The following is a 15,203-nucleotide window of genomic DNA, read 5'->3' on the forward strand; positions in this document are numbered from 1 at the left end:
GTCAGTAACCAGCATATGTTTAACCACCTGTTTCAAAAGCAACTAATAGATCCCGCTAAAAGTCCCGTTTTTTATGGGTATGTTATTCTTGTAATAGGGACCATTGGTATTTATTGCAGTATACCCGGGCAGACTATTGGTGTTTCTGTTTTTACCGATCCGGTTAAAGATGCCTTGGGCCTATCTAGAAATCAGTTTAGTAATGCCTATATGATAGGTACCATTGTTAGCTCTTTGGTCATTGGTAGGGCAGGAGTATGGTTTGATGTTTATGGCGCGCGCTATGTAGCTTTTTTTGCGGCTCTTACATTAGGGTTGACCCTATTTTTATGCTCATGGTCAGCGTCCATGAGTACGTATATTAAGGAGTTGTTATCCGTTGATACCTGGGTTGTGCCGTTTGTATTGATGACTATATTATTTTTTATGTTACGCTTTGCCGGTCAAGGTGTATTGACAATGGCATCCAGGAATGTAATAATGATCTGGTTCGATAAAAATAGGGGTAAAGTCAATTCTTTTAGTAGCGTTGCCCTTTCTTTTGGTTTTTCGTCTTCACCCTTATGGATCAATGGTTTGATCGAAGGTTATGGATGGTCGCAAACTTGGCAGTTTTTGGCCATAGGATTATTGTTCTTTAGCATATTGATATTCCTTTTTTATAAAATATCACCAGAAAAACATGGTTTGCTGCCCGATGGTGTCAATCATTTAAATACGCAAGAGCAACGGAAAACTACCGTACCCAAACAATTTACGTTAGAGGAAGCCAAAAAAGAGCGTGCCTTTTGGATGTACGGACTTACCTTGGCCTTTAATAGTTTTTTTATCACGGGCCTTACTTTTCATATTGTTTCCATTTTTAACTTACAAGGATTTGTAAAGGAAGATGCCATTGCAATTTTCTTGCCCGGCTCTGTTGTAGCGGTAACCGTTTCTACTTTGTTTAACTTTTTAAGTGATTATTTACCCTTAAAATTATACCTCTATTTAATGTTATTGGGCGGTATTTTGGCCTCATTGGGGTTTTTATTGTTATCTACTCCGGTTGGTGTACCTATGCTAATTGCTGGCTTTGGCACACTTGGTGGTTTTTTTGCGGTATTGAATGCAGTAGCTTGGCCTCGTTTCTTTGGTAGGACACATTTAGGGAGTATAACAGGTAAAATTATGAGTTTTTTGATATTGGCAAGTGCATTGGCACCAAGCGTGTTCAGTTTTTGTCTTTCTACTTTTGGCTCTTACAAAATGGTCGGCTTTTTAGGATTGGCCTTTTTGCTTTTTTTGGCCATTGGCTCAATTAAGGCTAATAATCCTCAATAACTTTTTGTTTAAAGCATTCTTCAAATAATTGAACCTATAGGCATAATAGGTATTTCTTCAATGAATATAGGCATTGAACAGTTAGGGTATTACAACATCTTTTGTACTATATTAGTATTTTGTTGTAGGAAAAGGTGAGCGCGATAGAATTGAACCAATTTTCAGTTAAAATTTTAAAAGGTTAAATATGAATGAAATAATAGCTTTTTTACAGCAACTTTTTGACACATCTGATTGGCCGCCAAGATGGGTGTGTGGTAAATGGAGCGATTTTCATGGATGGCTGTACGTAGGTAGTGATGTAGCCATTTGGTTGGCTTACTTTATTATTCCTGTCGTAATAATTTGGTTTGTCCAAAAAAGACCCAAAGTGCCTTTTTTACCTGTTTTTTGGCTTTTTGCCGCTTTTATAATTTTATGTGGCGCCACTCATATTCTAGATGCAATAATCTTCTGGTGGCCAGCATATAGGTTAAGTGCTTTGGTACGGTTCTTAACGGCAATAATAAGTTTTGCGACCGTATTTGCTTTGATCCGTGATTTGCCCAAATTGTTGGATGCGAAAGCACCAAATTCGGTAGATGATTTTGAAAATTCAAGATTAAGATTGGAATTGGAAGAAAAGGATGCTGAAATATCTCAGTTGAAAAAACAACTGAAAATATAGGTTTCGTTTATGGCCGATCAAAAAGCAACGCCTTTATATGTTAAGAATGTCATATTGTTTTCAATTGCGTTCTTAATTGCGGCAATAATTTACATTATAGATATTAATGTGCCTTCCAGCATTGCTATTGGGGCCATTTATAGTTTGGTTATATTATACAGTTGGATACTTCCCACAAAAAACATATCTATTTATATAGGAATATTATGTACTATATTGATAATTCTGGGTATGACGGAAAAATCAACATCTTTGCCTCAAGGAAGTCTAGAAGGGGTCAATACATTTATAGCCATAATCGTAGTTTGGGTATGTGTTACCTTGGTATCTGCGGCAAAAAGTGGTTATGCAGGTTTGGAAAAAGTATTGTTGCTATTGGAGAAGAAGGTATTTGAGAGGACCAGGGCATTGTTAAAGAGCCAGAAGGAACTAGAGGTCAGTGAACGTATCTATAGCTCCTTATATGAAAACTCTAATGAGATGCTGGCTAGTATTAAAAACAATAATGAAGTAATTCGTTGTAACGAAACCCTTGCAAATAAATTAGGGTACTCCAAAGATGAAATTTTAGGAAGGTCCATAGAGTTTTTGCACCATAAAGATAGTTTGGCCAACTTAAAGAATATCCTTGAGGGTTTTAGTAAAGGAAAAAGTATTAAAAATGCGGAGCTTAGGTTAAAAACAAATTTAGGTAAGCCCATAGATGTAATTTTAAATGTCTCTTCATCAAAGGAGAATGATGGTGCCATAGCCTTTAAGCGATTTAGTTGGACCGATATTACTGAACTCAAGAGAATTGAAAATGAACGGATTGCCTATGCGGAAAAGCTTGAGGCTAAAAACAAGGAACTGGAACAGTTTGCATTCATAGCTTCACATGACCTACAGGAACCCTTACGTACGGTTACCAGTTTTTCTGAGCTACTATCAAATGAATATAGGACTCAATTTGACGAGACAGGAAAGGATAGCTTAAATTTTATTTTGGAAGCTACCGGAAGAATGCAGAATTTGGTCAAGGCATTGTTGGATTATAGCAGAATTGGAAAAGATGCAGAAATGCAACAAGTTAATTTTATAGAAATAATAGAAGATCTAAAAAAAGACTTAAGTTTAAAAATAACGGAAACCAATACACTCATTGAATATGATGTTGTGGATGTTGCGGTAATGGGATATAAAGATGAGGTACGCCAACTTTTTTTAAATCTTATTTTGAATGCCATAAAGTTTGGTAAAAAAGAAGTGAGTCCTATTATAAAGATAAGCTCCTTTAAAAAAGAAAATGAAATACAGTTTTGTATAGCGGATAACGGTATTGGTATTTCCAAGGACCACCAACATAAAATTTTTAAAATATTCAAAAGATTGCACTCACGAAATGAATACGATGGTACGGGTATTGGCCTGGCCCATTGCCAAAAGATTATTGACTTGCATGGAGGCAAAATTTGGGTAGAATCTTCCTTGGGACAAGGAAGTAAATTTTTCTTTACACTTAAAACATAACCATTATGATACCTTTAAAAAAGAAACTAAGCTGCATTTTGCTGATAGATGATGACCATGCTACCAACTATATCCATAAACGCGTAATCGACAAGGCAAAGATTACCGAGAAAATTGTTGATTTGGAAAGTGGATATGATGCCTTAAAGTATTTGGAGCAAACGGATTTTGACGCATATCCAAGACCAGATATTATATTTCTTGACATTAACATGCCCGGCATGGATGGATGGGAGTTTTTGGAAGGTTATGAGAAGTTAAGCCCTGAGCATAGAAGTAAGATAGTATTGGTAATGCTGACCACATCCTTAAACCCAGATGATAAAAATAAATCAGATTCCATTTCAACGATTGACGGATTTAAAAATAAACCGTTGACCTATCAAATTCTTCAGGATATTATAGATGAATACTTTGCCGATCATAAATAAATTAGGCTAAAGTTTAAAATCATGGAGTGCGTATGTCCCAACACCGCATATTAGCCAATGGCGGCATGTTAAATTAAGAATCAATTTTATAACGTTATTTAATACAGGGTAAACCGCTTATCTTTACATAAAACAATCTTATGGATTTAAATTTGGCAGTATTGATAGATGGTGATAATATACCATCTGCATATGTAAAGGAAATGATGGAGGAAATTGCCAAATATGGTAATCCAACCATAAAAAGGATTTATGGGGATTGGACCAATCCGCGTTTGGGAAAATGGAAAAACGTGCTACTTGAAAATGCTATTACCCCGATCCAGCAATATGGATATACCCAAGGTAAGAACGCAACGGATTCGGCCATGATTATAGATGCCATGGATATTTTGTATTCAGGTAAGGTCAATGGTTTTTGTATTGTTAGTAGTGATAGTGATTTTACCCGTTTGGCAACAAGGTTAAGAGAGGCCGGTATGCAGGTATTTGGTATTGGCGAGCGTAAAACGCCTAATCCGTTTATTGTTGCTTGTGACAAGTTTATTTATATAGAAATATTGAAGAGTAGAACAGAGGAAGAGTCTATAGATACCAAAAACGAAACCCCGGCTACTAAAAATACGGTAGATAAGATTACGCCAAAAGCACTACGTTTTATAGCAACCACCATAGATGATGTCGCTGACGATGATGGGTGGGCCTTTTTAGGTGATGTAGGTAGTTTGCTGCAAAAAAAGCAACCCAATTTTGACTCTAGAAACTATGGTTTTCAAAAGTTGACCCCATTGATCAACTCCATTCCTCATTTTGAAATTGAACGCAGGGAAGATTCTAAAGGACGTAAAAAACTTATTTACGTAAAGATTAAGGAAAAAAAAGCCCCTAAGTCTAAAAAATAACCGCTCCTAGCATCCGTATAGCGTCTTATAAAGCAATTGGTACATAAAATATTATGTTAAAACATACGTTTTAAGAACATAATTGAATGTTGAATCCAATGCTTATATCGCACACTGTAATTAAAATTATCATTTTTCTTCAAGTTATACTTCTTGCTCCATCTGTAATGAATGATAGTTTAAATTTAAAAAACGAAGATAAAATTGTAGCTGCCGGCAAGCATTCACCGGACAGTGCTTTGGGAGTTTGGCGCTTTTCATTTGGTAACGAAAATATCAGTGAAGTATATAAGGACGGCGTATTGTTCGTAACCAAACAAAATGGTAACTATGATGTTGCCATGAAATTTAAAAATGGGGTTTTAACTGGTCAAGATGTTGAAATCAATGAGAACGCCATCAAATTTAATGTCAATATTGATGGGCTTGAACGAGTTTCATTTGTACTTCTTTTGGATGGCAATCGTATAGTTGGGGAAAGTTATTCCGCAAAAGGCGCTAGCAAGATTTATGGTAAACGCCAAGTACCTGTGCGTTAAAGATTTAAATCTTTTTTAAAATTTCCTTAGTTTTCAATATTATTTTGACATCTTTAAATGATGTTAACTATATTGTTGTTCAACTAAACTTCCCAATTTTGAAAAAACTTATTCTTCTTCTTCTATTCGTTGTGATATCCGGATGTGAACATTTTAAAGAGAAGGTAGACCTTATCATCGTAAATGCCAATGTGTATTTGGTTGATGAAAATTTTGGTAAAGCCCAAGCCTTTGCGGTTCATGATGGTAAATTTTTGGCTGTGGGCACTAATGATGAAATTAGGGATATATATACCTCTGATCAACTGATCGATGCGGATGGCAGAACAATTACACCGGGACTTATTGATGCACATTGCCATTTTTATGGTTTAGGGCTAAATCAGCAGGTGGTGAATCTAGTGGGGACCACAAGTTTTGATGAAGTATTACAAAAAGTCAGGGCATTCCATAACGCAAATCCTAAATCATTTTTAAGGGGCAGGGGATGGGACCAAAATGATTGGGAGGAAAAGAAATTTCCTACCAAAGCGGAATTGGATACCATTTTTCCCGATATACCTGTTGTTTTGGAACGGGTAGATGGTCATGCCTATTTGGTAAACCAAAAAGCGTTGGACATGGCCGGTATAGACTGGAGTACAAAGGTAGATGGCGGGGAAATTCAAAAAAAATGGAAAGATGGCTTTTCCGGTATTACCGGAGTTCTTATTGATAATCCTATGTTGCTTATAGATAGTATTATGCCTTTGCCGACCAAACAGGAAAAAATAAAAGCATTAAAGGATGCCGAACGAATTTGTTTGAATCATGGACTCACTACGGTAAACGATGCCGGTATAGATAGGGAAACAATAGAATTGATCGATAGTTTACAACAGGCCGGTGATTTGTCCATCAGAATATATGCCATGGTTAGCAATAACAAGGAAGATGTTGATTATTTTATCAATAAAGGACCTGTAAAGACCGATCTGTTGAACGTCCGTTCCGTAAAAGTCTACGGAGATGGAGCTTTGGGTTCTAGGGGTGCGGCATTAAAACAACCATATAGCGATTTGCCCGCACACTATGGTGCTATGGTAACCTCTGTAGAGGAATTAAATCGTTTGGCCAATAAATTGGCAATTTCAGAATACCAAATGAATACCCATGCTATTGGTGATTCAGCAAATATTGCGGTTTTACGGGCCTATAAAAAAGTATTGGAAGGAACTACCGACAGAAGATGGAAAATAGAACATGCCCAAGTGTTGGAAACAACGGATTTTGACCTTTTTAAAGAAGGTATAATTCCTTCGGTACAGCCAACACATGCTACGAGCGATATGTATTGGGTAGAAGACAGATTGGGCGATCGTGTTAAAGGTGCCTATGCCTATAAGACCCTTTTGAATAAGGCGGGCATGGTTGCCTTAGGGACTGATTTCCCTGTCGAGGATGTGAGTCCGTTTTTGACCTTTTACGCAGCAGTAGGTAGAAGGGATACCAGTGGTTACCCAGAAGATGGTTTTCATATGGAAGAAGCGTTGACCAGGGAAGAAGCTTTAAAGGGCATGACCATCTGGGCGGCATACTCCAATTTTGAAGAGAACGAAAAGGGAAGTATTGAGCCCGGTAAATTTGCGGACTTTGTCATTTATAGTGAAGATTTAATGACGGCCCCATTAGAAAATATACCCAATATTCGTGCGGAGCAGACTTTCGTAAACGGTATAGTCCGTTAAAGAAATAAAAACCCCGGTTAAAACTTTAACCGGGGTTTCTAAATAGTATGGATAATTTACTTTAAAGCATAATAGGTACGGCTACCCTGGTTTTATCCCAACCCATTACCATATGGGCACCACCTTCAACCTCTTTAAAGGCAATTGAAAATTCCTCTATTGAAGAGGTGTCGCTACCATTTGGAACTTTAATACGGGCAACATCTGCACTTTCATCATAAAAATAAGAACCCCATTGATTTAATTTTTTGTTCAAAATTACGGTCCATTCCTTTTCACCTGGCATGGTGAACAAGGCGTAAGTCCCGGCTTTAATGTCCTTTCCGCCAAAGTTTACATCCTTATAGAATGTAATTTCAGGGGCTTCATTGGCACCGGTTCTCCATACTTTATTGGCAGGAGCAAGTTCTGCCATAGAACGGCCTTTTAATTGTGGTCTACTGTAAATAATACGTACAGCTTTATCCGCTACTTTGTAATCAGTAGGAAAAGCGGCCATGTCCATAGGACTTTTGTCCATTCCTGAAAAATCTTGCGCCGTAGCTACCGTTGTTAGTAGAAGCGCAAACATTGAAGTTGCTAGTAAAGTTAGTTTTTTCATAATTCTATTTGTTTTAAGTGGCCTAAAATTAAGGAGATTCCACTAGTTTGAATAGTATAAGGAGGTTAAATTTTTATTATTACAATATTGAATGAAGTGGCAAGTTTTTTGTAAGCTTTTATTTTAATCATAAGTAAAAATAGAATTTATTGTTTTAAATTGTAAGTATATATGTCTTATCTGTTTGTTATGTGAAAGTATAAATAGATATTTGTATTCGAAATGTTATAATAATCAGATTATGTGTGGAATAGTATGTGCATTTGATGTTAAGGAAAGTACTGAAGTACTTAGGCCTCAACTATTGGAAATGTCAAAGAAAATAAGACATAGAGGTCCGGATTGGAGTGGAATCTATGCAGATGATAAGGCAATATTGGCGCATGAGCGTTTAGCCATTGTAGATCCGGCTTCGGGTAAGCAACCATTATTGAGTCCAAACGGTAAATTGATACTGGCCGCAAATGGCGAAATTTATAACCATAGGGAATTACGTAAGCAATTTGAAGGTACCTATGATTTTAAGACCGAGTCTGATTGTGAGGTTATTTTGGCTCTGTATCAGGAAAAGGGTGTCGATTTTATTGATGAAATGAACGGTATTTTTGGATTTACCATTTATGATGCCGAAAAAGATGAATATTTCGTTGCCCGTGATCATATGGGGATTATTCCTTTGTACATGGGTTGGGACAAGAACGGTACGTTTTATGTTGCCTCTGAGTTAAAAGCCCTAGAAGGTACATGTACAAAAATAGAACTTTTTCCTCCGGGACATTATTTACATAGTTCTGACGGGGAATTAAAAAGATGGTATAAAAGGGATTGGATGGAGTATGATGCGGTTAAGGAAAACGAAACCAGCATTCAAAAAATAAAAGAAGCCCTTGAAGCTGCGGTGCACAGGCAATTAATGTCAGATGTTCCCTATGGCGTATTGTTGTCAGGAGGTCTTGATTCTTCCGTTACTTCCGCCATTGCCAAGAAATATGCTCAAAAGCGTGTGGAAAGTGGAGATACAACAGATGCTTGGTATCCACAATTGCACTCATTTTCCGTAGGTTTGGAAGGTTCTCCAGATTTGGCTGCTGCCCAAAAGGTTGCGGACCATATTGGTACCGTACACCATGAGATAAAGTTTACCATACAAGAAGGGTTGGATGCCATTAAAGATGTGGTATACAACTTGGAAACATATGATATTACCACCATACGTGCTTCTACACCAATGTACTTAATGGCGCGTGTCATTAAATCTATGGGTATAAAAATGGTATTGTCCGGTGAAGGTGCAGATGAATTGTTTGGGGGTTACCTATACTTTCATAAAGCACCCAACGCACAGGAGTTTCATGAAGAGACTGTACGTAAGTTAAGCAAATTGCATATGTATGACTGTTTAAGGGCCAACAAATCCTTGGCGTCTTGGGGTATTGAAGGTAGGGTGCCGTTCTTGGACAAAGAATTTATGGATGTGGCCATGAGCATTAATCCACAGGATAAAATGATCAATGGGGAACGTATGGAGAAATGGGTGGTACGTAAAGCCTTTGAAGATATGCTGCCGGAAAGTGTGGCATGGAGACAAAAGGAACAATTCTCTGACGGAGTAGGGTATAGTTGGATTGATACGCTGAAAGAAGTGGTAAACCAAGAGGTGAGCGATGAGCAATTGGCCAATGCCAAATTCAGGTTTCCATTACAAACGCCTACATCAAAAGAGGAGTTTTACTACCGTTCAATTTTTGAAGAGCATTTTCCGTCGGATGCAGCGGCACTTTGTGTTCCTCAGGAAGCTTCCGTGGCTTGTAGTACCCAAATTGCTTTAGAATGGGATGAGGCATTTAAAAATATGAACGATCCATCTGGAAGGGCGGTCGCCAATGTACATACAGATGCGTACTAATAAATTAATGATTAGCTGATAAAAAAAGCCCGGCCAATATATTTGGACGGGCTTTTAATTTAATCCTACCACATTATAGGGCATCTATAAAATTCTTTAATTTTTCTTTAGATTCCCCTGTTTTTTCCTGTATTCTACCAAGTAACTCATCTGATTTTCCTTCGGCATAGGTAAGATCATCATCTGTAAGGTTGCCATACTTTTGTTTTAGCTTACCTTTTGCAATGTTCCATTTTCCTTTAAATTGTTCTTCATTCATGATAACTTGTTTTATGATTATAATACTAAGTTACAGGCTATATGTAAAGTAAATCTTAAAAAAACACAATAGAAACGGATACCGTTTAAATTGTAATCAATACAGTCATTTCTTAGGATTGAATGTTAATTTTTAAGCATTTGCTTAACATATTGCTACACTAGAATATATTTCTTTTAGGTATTCTTTCTATTTCTATATAAGGTGAGCCAGAGGTCCAGTATTGCCATTAATGGTGTATATGGGAGTGTTCAGATACATATGGGCGGGTAATACGTTGTAATTGTTAATTTTCCACAATTATTGTTGATAACTTACCAATGCCCAATGGTCAGAAACACTATATTCTATGGGGTATTGCGTATATTTGTAAGATTGCAAAATTTGAAGTAAAACAACCTTAATTTTATGAGCGAAGAAGCAAATAAGAAAAATTATTCGGCGGATAGTATTCAAGCCTTGGAAGGTATGGAGCATGTACGTATGCGTCCATCCATGTATATTGGTGATGTTGGGGTACGGGGATTGCACCATTTGGTCTATGAAGTAGTGGATAACTCCATTGATGAGGCAATGGGCGGTCATTGTGATACGATCAGCGTTATCATCAACGAGGACAATTCTATCACCACCAAGGATAACGGTAGGGGTATACCTGTGGATTTGCACAAAAAAGAGGGTGTTTCCGCATTACAGGTCGTAATGACCAAAATTGGTGCCGGAGGTAAGTTCGATAAAGATTCATATAAAGTTTCCGGTGGACTTCACGGGGTTGGGGTATCTTGTGTAAACGCACTGTCTGATCATTTATCTGCAACGGTATATAGGGACGGCGTAATCTGGCAGCAGGAATATTCAAGGGGTAAAGCCTTATATCCCGTAAAACGAATTGGAGAGACTACGGAAAGGGGTACGGAGGTAACCTTTCATCCAGACGATACCATTTTTACACAGACCATAGAATATAGTTATGAAACTTTGGCGAACAGAATGCGTGAGCTTTCGTTCTTGAACAAAGGGGTAACCATCAGTATTACCGATAAGCGTCAAAAAGATGAAAAGGGCGAGTATGTAAATGAAACGTTCTTTTCTAATGAAGGGCTTAAGGAATTTGTCAAATTTTTGGACGGTAATAGAGAATCATTGATACAAGGGGTAATAGCCATGGAAGGGGAAAAAAACGATATTCCCGTTGAAGTAGCTATGATCTATAATACCAGTTATACGGAAAACCTTCATTCCTACGTAAACAATATAAATACCCATGAAGGCGGAACGCATTTATCCGGTTTTAGAAGGGGGCTGACGTCTACCCTTAAAAAATATGCCGATGCTTCAGGTATGTTGGATAAATTGAAATTTGAGATCCAAGGGGATGATTTTCGCGAAGGATTAACGGCCATTGTTTCCGTAAAGGTTTCTGAGCCCCAATTTGAAGGTCAGACCAAAACAAAATTAGGTAACCGTGAAGTATCTGCAGCGGTAAGCCAAGCAGTGTCAGAGATGTTAACGGATTATTTGGAGGAGCATCCAGATGATGCAAAAACCATTGTACAGAAAGTGATCCTTGCGGCACAAGCTAGGCATGCGGCTTCCAAAGCGCGTGAAATGGTTCAGCGCAAGAATGTTATGAGCGGTGGTGGACTGCCTGGTAAACTGTCGGATTGTTCTGAGCAAGATCCTGAAAAATGTGAGATATTCCTAGTTGAGGGAGATTCTGCGGGGGGTACCGCCAAAATGGGCCGTGACCGTAATTTCCAGGCCATTCTTCCTTTACGAGGTAAAATATTGAATGTTGAAAAAGCCATGCAACATAAGGTATTTGAAAATGAGGAAATTAAAAATATGTATACCGCTCTGGGTGTAACTATTGGTACGGAAGATGACAGCAAGGCTTTAAACTTGGATAAGTTAAGGTATCATAAAGTAGTTATCATGTGTGATGCCGATGTGGATGGTAGCCATATTGAAACCTTGATTTTAACGTTCTTCTTTAGATATATGAGAGAACTCATAGAAAGTGGACATGTATATATTGCAACACCGCCTTTATATTTGGTAAAGAAAGGTCAGAAGAAGCAATATGCATGGAGTGATAAGGAACGTGATGCCATAGCGGATAGTTACAGTGGTGGTGTAAGCATACAGCGATACAAAGGTCTTGGGGAAATGAACGCGGAGCAATTATGGGATACGACCATGAATCCTGAATTCAGGACCTTACGTCAAATTCAAATTGATAATGCTACAGAAACCGATCGTGTCTTTTCAATGCTTATGGGCGATGAAGTTCCTCCAAGGAGAGAATTTATTGAGAAGAATGCAGTATATGCAAACATTGACACATAGAAAATACCAGTTACACAACAAAAACCTGCGCCTAAAACGCAGGTTTTTTATTTTTAGCTAAAATTATAAAAATGAAGAAGTTACTAACAGTTTTATGTTTATGCACATCATTGGGCCTCATGGCGCAAACAAATTTTAACGATGTATTTGCTGCAGGTGTTGAAGATGCGGAGCAGTTTACCACGGACTATATGGAACCCCTTTCCGAAAGTGTGGTCTATAGTTTGGCCACAGGTTGGTACAATACTGCAGATGCAAAGCCTTTGGGTGGGTTTGAAATTTCAATTATTGGTAATATAACCGGATTTAAAAATAAGACCGATAAGAAAACCTTTATCCTTGATCCCAACGATTATCAGAATCTGGATTTTGTAGAGAACCCTGGTACGGCTAGAGCGGTTTCTACGGTTTTGGGAGATATAACCGGTACAAGGGTATATGTAGAAGGTGAAGTAGCTGGCTTTACCACAAGAAAAGAGTTTACACTACCATCCGGACTTTCCGGTGAAGGGGTGGATTTTGTGCCATCTGGCTATATTCAAGCAAGTGTAGGCTTAATCAAAGGAATGGAAATAAAGGCGCGTTTTCTGCCCAAAATGGAATATGAAGATGCCTCTGTAGGTTTAGTAGGTATTGGTTTACAGCATGATTTTACCAAATTGTTACCTGCGGATAAGATATTGCCCGTAGCAATTTCTGCGGTAATTGGGTATACCAATATTTCCGGGGATTATAATTTGGAAAACATTAATATTGCGGAAGGTGAAAACCAGCGTATTGAATCCAACATCAATAGTTGGAATTTTAGTGCGGTAGTATCCACAAAACTCCCTATAATAAATTTTTATGGTGGTTTAGGATACGTTTCAGGAAAGTCTGTTACAGACGTTTTGGGTACTTATAGGGTTACGGAAGGCCCCTTGACTTCAGAGGAATTTATTGACCCATTCTCCATAACCAAAAAAGTAAGTGGTGTAACCGGTACCGTAGGTACAAAACTTAAACTGGGCTTTTTTAGGCTTAATGCGGAATATAATTTAGGAGAATTCAATACTGCTACCTTGGGTATAAATTTTGGTTTTAGATAATGAATGCCAAAAGACCAAAATAAGGTTTTGTTTTACAGTGATAAAAAATCCTTAAAGAGCAGTCTTTAAGGATTTTTTATGGAGTTTTACAGAGAATCTGATACTGTTTGTTATCATGCTGCCAAAATTGGGGTAAAATAAAAAAGCCTGCCTAGATTGCTCCAGACAGACTTTTTCCCATGGCCCTGTTAAAATCGTTTATTCCCTAACGGCCAACGTACTTCCCTCGTTACTTTCAAGGTAAGTAGTGCCATCATCGGCTTGTACTATGGTAATGATATGGGTTGGTTTACCGTCAAGGCCCCTATATTCTATAGTATAGGTATCTCCTTGTCTGGACCAGTTAAAATCGGTTTTTAAGGAAATGGTAGTACCGTTGATTTCATGGTATCTACCTAAATAGACATCATTGAATATCCATTCTTTACGGATCGTTTGTTTAGATGAATTTTCTGCAGGTACAATTTTGGATTGCGACCATATTCCAATAATGGGATCGTTGTTCTGTTCTATCCTAGAACAGTTGGCCAAAAATATGACGGCACAAATAGCCACCAAAGAGAGGAACTTTTTAGTCATAAGTAGGTTAATTTATGTTGGATTTGGGATCCACAATTATTAACGCAATGCTTTTTGCGTTATTACTAAAATTCGATGTACTGCATCAATTTTCCGATTTCTTCGTTAAAGCGTCTTTTTTTTTAACAACATGTGCATTTAATCGATGTTTTTACAACCCCTATTCTAGAATTTAATAAGGCGTTCCCGACCGAAATTCGTCAATAAATACCTATTTTTGAGCTGATATAATCAATATATTAAGATGGATCGTTTCCATTTAATAAATACTAATTCATAAAAATAGACATACATGAAAGTTACAGTAGTTGGTGCAGGCGCAGTAGGTGCTAGTTGTGCGGAATACATTGCTATCAAGGATTTTGCCTCTGAAGTGGTTATTTTGGACATTAAGGAAGGATATGCTGAAGGAAAAGCGATGGATTTGATGCAAACTGCATCGTTAATGGGTTTTGACACCAAAATTACGGGCAGTACAAATGATTATGCAAAAACTGCAGATAGTCATATCGCAGTAATTACTTCCGGTATTCCAAGAAAACCGGGTATGACAAGGGAAGAGTTGATAGGGATAAACGCAGGTATCGTAAAAACGGTATCCAGTAACTTGTTACAGCATTCACCAAATGTAATTATTATAGTAGTCAGTAACCCAATGGATACTATGACCTATTTGGTACATAAAACCACCGGTCTTCCAAAAAACAGGATAATTGGTATGGGCGGTGCCTTGGACAGTGCTAGATTTAAGTATAGATTGGCAGAGGCAATGGAAGCTCCAATATCTGATATTGATGGTATGGTCATAGGTGGCCATAGTGATACCGGTATGGTACCGTTGACCTCACACGCCACAAGAAATAGTATCAGGGTCTCTGAATTTTTATCGGAGGAAAGATTACAGCAGGTTGCGGAAGACACCAAAGTTGGTGGTGCAACCTTGACCAAATTGTTAGGTACAAGTGCATGGTACGCGCCAGGAGCTGCAGTATCATCTATGGTACAGGCCATTGCATGTGACCAGAAAAAAATGTTCCCATGTTCCTCTTTGTTGGAAGGTGAGTATGGCCTAAACGATATCTGTATTGGTGTACCGGTGATCTTAGGTAAGGACGGTATTGAAAAAATAGTTGATATTCCTTTAAGCGATGCCGAGAAAGCTAAAATGCAGGAGAGTGCCGCAGGTGTAACAAAAACCAATGGGCTTTTAGAGTTATAACCTTAATAACCTTACTATACGGAAAACCCCCATATTAGAACTATGGGGGTTTTCTATTATAAGTGAATAGCCACCAGGTATTTATTGTATGAAATAAACTACCT

Annotated in this window: 14 protein-coding genes; 11 read left to right on the forward strand and 3 right to left on the reverse strand. The window is 37.8% G+C overall.

From position 1 onward, the window contains the following. The first annotated feature begins 15 nt into the window (after positions 1 to 15). The 7 genes from CHB68_RS04080 to CHB68_RS04110 all read left to right on the forward strand — a co-directional run bounded on the left by CHB68_RS04080 (position 16) and on the right by CHB68_RS04110 (position 7,098). Positions 16 to 1,323 (forward strand): MFS transporter, encoded by a 1,308-nt coding sequence (locus tag CHB68_RS04080; protein WP_089259559.1) that lies wholly within the window; start codon positions 16 to 18, stop codon positions 1,321 to 1,323. Between the two features lie 187 nt (positions 1,324 to 1,510). Continuing rightward, positions 1,511 to 1,990, forward strand: coding sequence for a hypothetical protein (locus CHB68_RS04085; protein WP_089259560.1), 480 nt, complete (start codon positions 1,511 to 1,513; stop codon positions 1,988 to 1,990). A gap of 9 nt (positions 1,991 to 1,999) precedes the next feature. Continuing rightward, the gene (locus CHB68_RS04090) at positions 2,000 to 3,499 is read left to right on the forward strand and encodes a sensor histidine kinase (RefSeq protein ID WP_089259561.1); all 1,500 of its coding nucleotides are present in this window, start codon (positions 2,000 to 2,002) and stop codon (positions 3,497 to 3,499) included. A 5-nt stretch (positions 3,500 to 3,504) separates the two neighbouring features. Beyond that, positions 3,505 to 3,930, forward strand: a complete 426-nt coding sequence (locus CHB68_RS04095; protein WP_089259562.1) for a response regulator — start codon at positions 3,505 to 3,507, stop codon at positions 3,928 to 3,930. 140 nt (positions 3,931 to 4,070) lie between these two features. Further along, the gene (locus CHB68_RS04100; RefSeq protein ID WP_089259563.1) at positions 4,071 to 4,832 is read left to right on the forward strand and encodes an NYN domain-containing protein; all 762 of its coding nucleotides are present in this window, start codon (positions 4,071 to 4,073) and stop codon (positions 4,830 to 4,832) included. 86 nt (positions 4,833 to 4,918) lie between these two features. After that, on the forward strand, positions 4,919 to 5,371 hold the full coding sequence (locus CHB68_RS04105; protein WP_143815169.1) for a hypothetical protein: 453 nt from the start codon (positions 4,919 to 4,921) through the stop codon (positions 5,369 to 5,371). A gap of 98 nt (positions 5,372 to 5,469) precedes the next feature. Next, positions 5,470 to 7,098, forward strand: a complete 1,629-nt coding sequence (locus CHB68_RS04110; protein ID WP_089259772.1) for an amidohydrolase — start codon at positions 5,470 to 5,472, stop codon at positions 7,096 to 7,098. 61 nt (positions 7,099 to 7,159) lie between these two features. Here the strand turns inward: CHB68_RS04110 and CHB68_RS04115 are convergent, their stop codons facing one another. Beyond that, on the reverse strand, positions 7,160 to 7,699 hold the full coding sequence (locus CHB68_RS04115) for a DUF2911 domain-containing protein (protein WP_089259565.1): 540 nt from the start codon (positions 7,697 to 7,699) through the stop codon (positions 7,160 to 7,162). 241 nt (positions 7,700 to 7,940) lie between these two features. On the opposite strand from CHB68_RS04115, the gene asnB reads away from it, so the two are divergent. Next, the gene (gene asnB, locus CHB68_RS04120) at positions 7,941 to 9,605 is read left to right on the forward strand and encodes an asparagine synthase B (protein ID WP_089259566.1); all 1,665 of its coding nucleotides are present in this window, start codon (positions 7,941 to 7,943) and stop codon (positions 9,603 to 9,605) included. A 73-nt stretch (positions 9,606 to 9,678) separates the two neighbouring features. On the opposite strand, the gene CHB68_RS04125 is transcribed toward asnB, so the two are convergent. Continuing rightward, positions 9,679 to 9,864: a CsbD family protein gene (locus CHB68_RS04125; protein ID WP_089259567.1), complete on the reverse strand. Its 186-nt coding sequence runs from the start codon at positions 9,862 to 9,864 to the stop codon at positions 9,679 to 9,681. 408 nt (positions 9,865 to 10,272) lie between these two features. Here CHB68_RS04125 and gyrB point away from each other — a divergent pair, with 408 nt between their 5' ends. Further along, positions 10,273 to 12,213 (forward strand): DNA topoisomerase (ATP-hydrolyzing) subunit B, encoded by a 1,941-nt coding sequence (gene gyrB, locus CHB68_RS04130; RefSeq protein ID WP_089259568.1) that lies wholly within the window; start codon positions 10,273 to 10,275, stop codon positions 12,211 to 12,213. A 71-nt stretch (positions 12,214 to 12,284) separates the two neighbouring features. Then, positions 12,285 to 13,301 (forward strand): DUF6588 family protein, encoded by a 1,017-nt coding sequence (locus tag CHB68_RS04135; protein WP_089259569.1) that lies wholly within the window; start codon positions 12,285 to 12,287, stop codon positions 13,299 to 13,301. Positions 13,302 to 13,499: 198 nt separating this feature from the next. Here CHB68_RS04135 and CHB68_RS04140 read toward each other — a convergent pair whose 3' ends face one another. Further along, a complete protein-coding gene (locus CHB68_RS04140) occupies positions 13,500 to 13,880 on the reverse strand; it encodes a hypothetical protein (RefSeq protein WP_089259570.1) in 381 nt (126 codons plus the stop codon). Between the two features lie 292 nt (positions 13,881 to 14,172). On the opposite strand from CHB68_RS04140, the gene mdh reads away from it, so the two are divergent. Continuing rightward, complete coding sequence (gene mdh / locus CHB68_RS04145; RefSeq protein WP_089259571.1) at positions 14,173 to 15,099, forward strand: malate dehydrogenase; 927 nt, start codon at positions 14,173 to 14,175, stop codon at positions 15,097 to 15,099. Positions 15,100 to 15,203: the final 104 nt, after the last annotated feature.

The sequence above is a fragment of the Maribacter sedimenticola genome (assembly GCF_900188415.1).
GTDB lineage: Bacteria > Bacteroidota > Bacteroidia > Flavobacteriales > Flavobacteriaceae > Maribacter > Maribacter sedimenticola.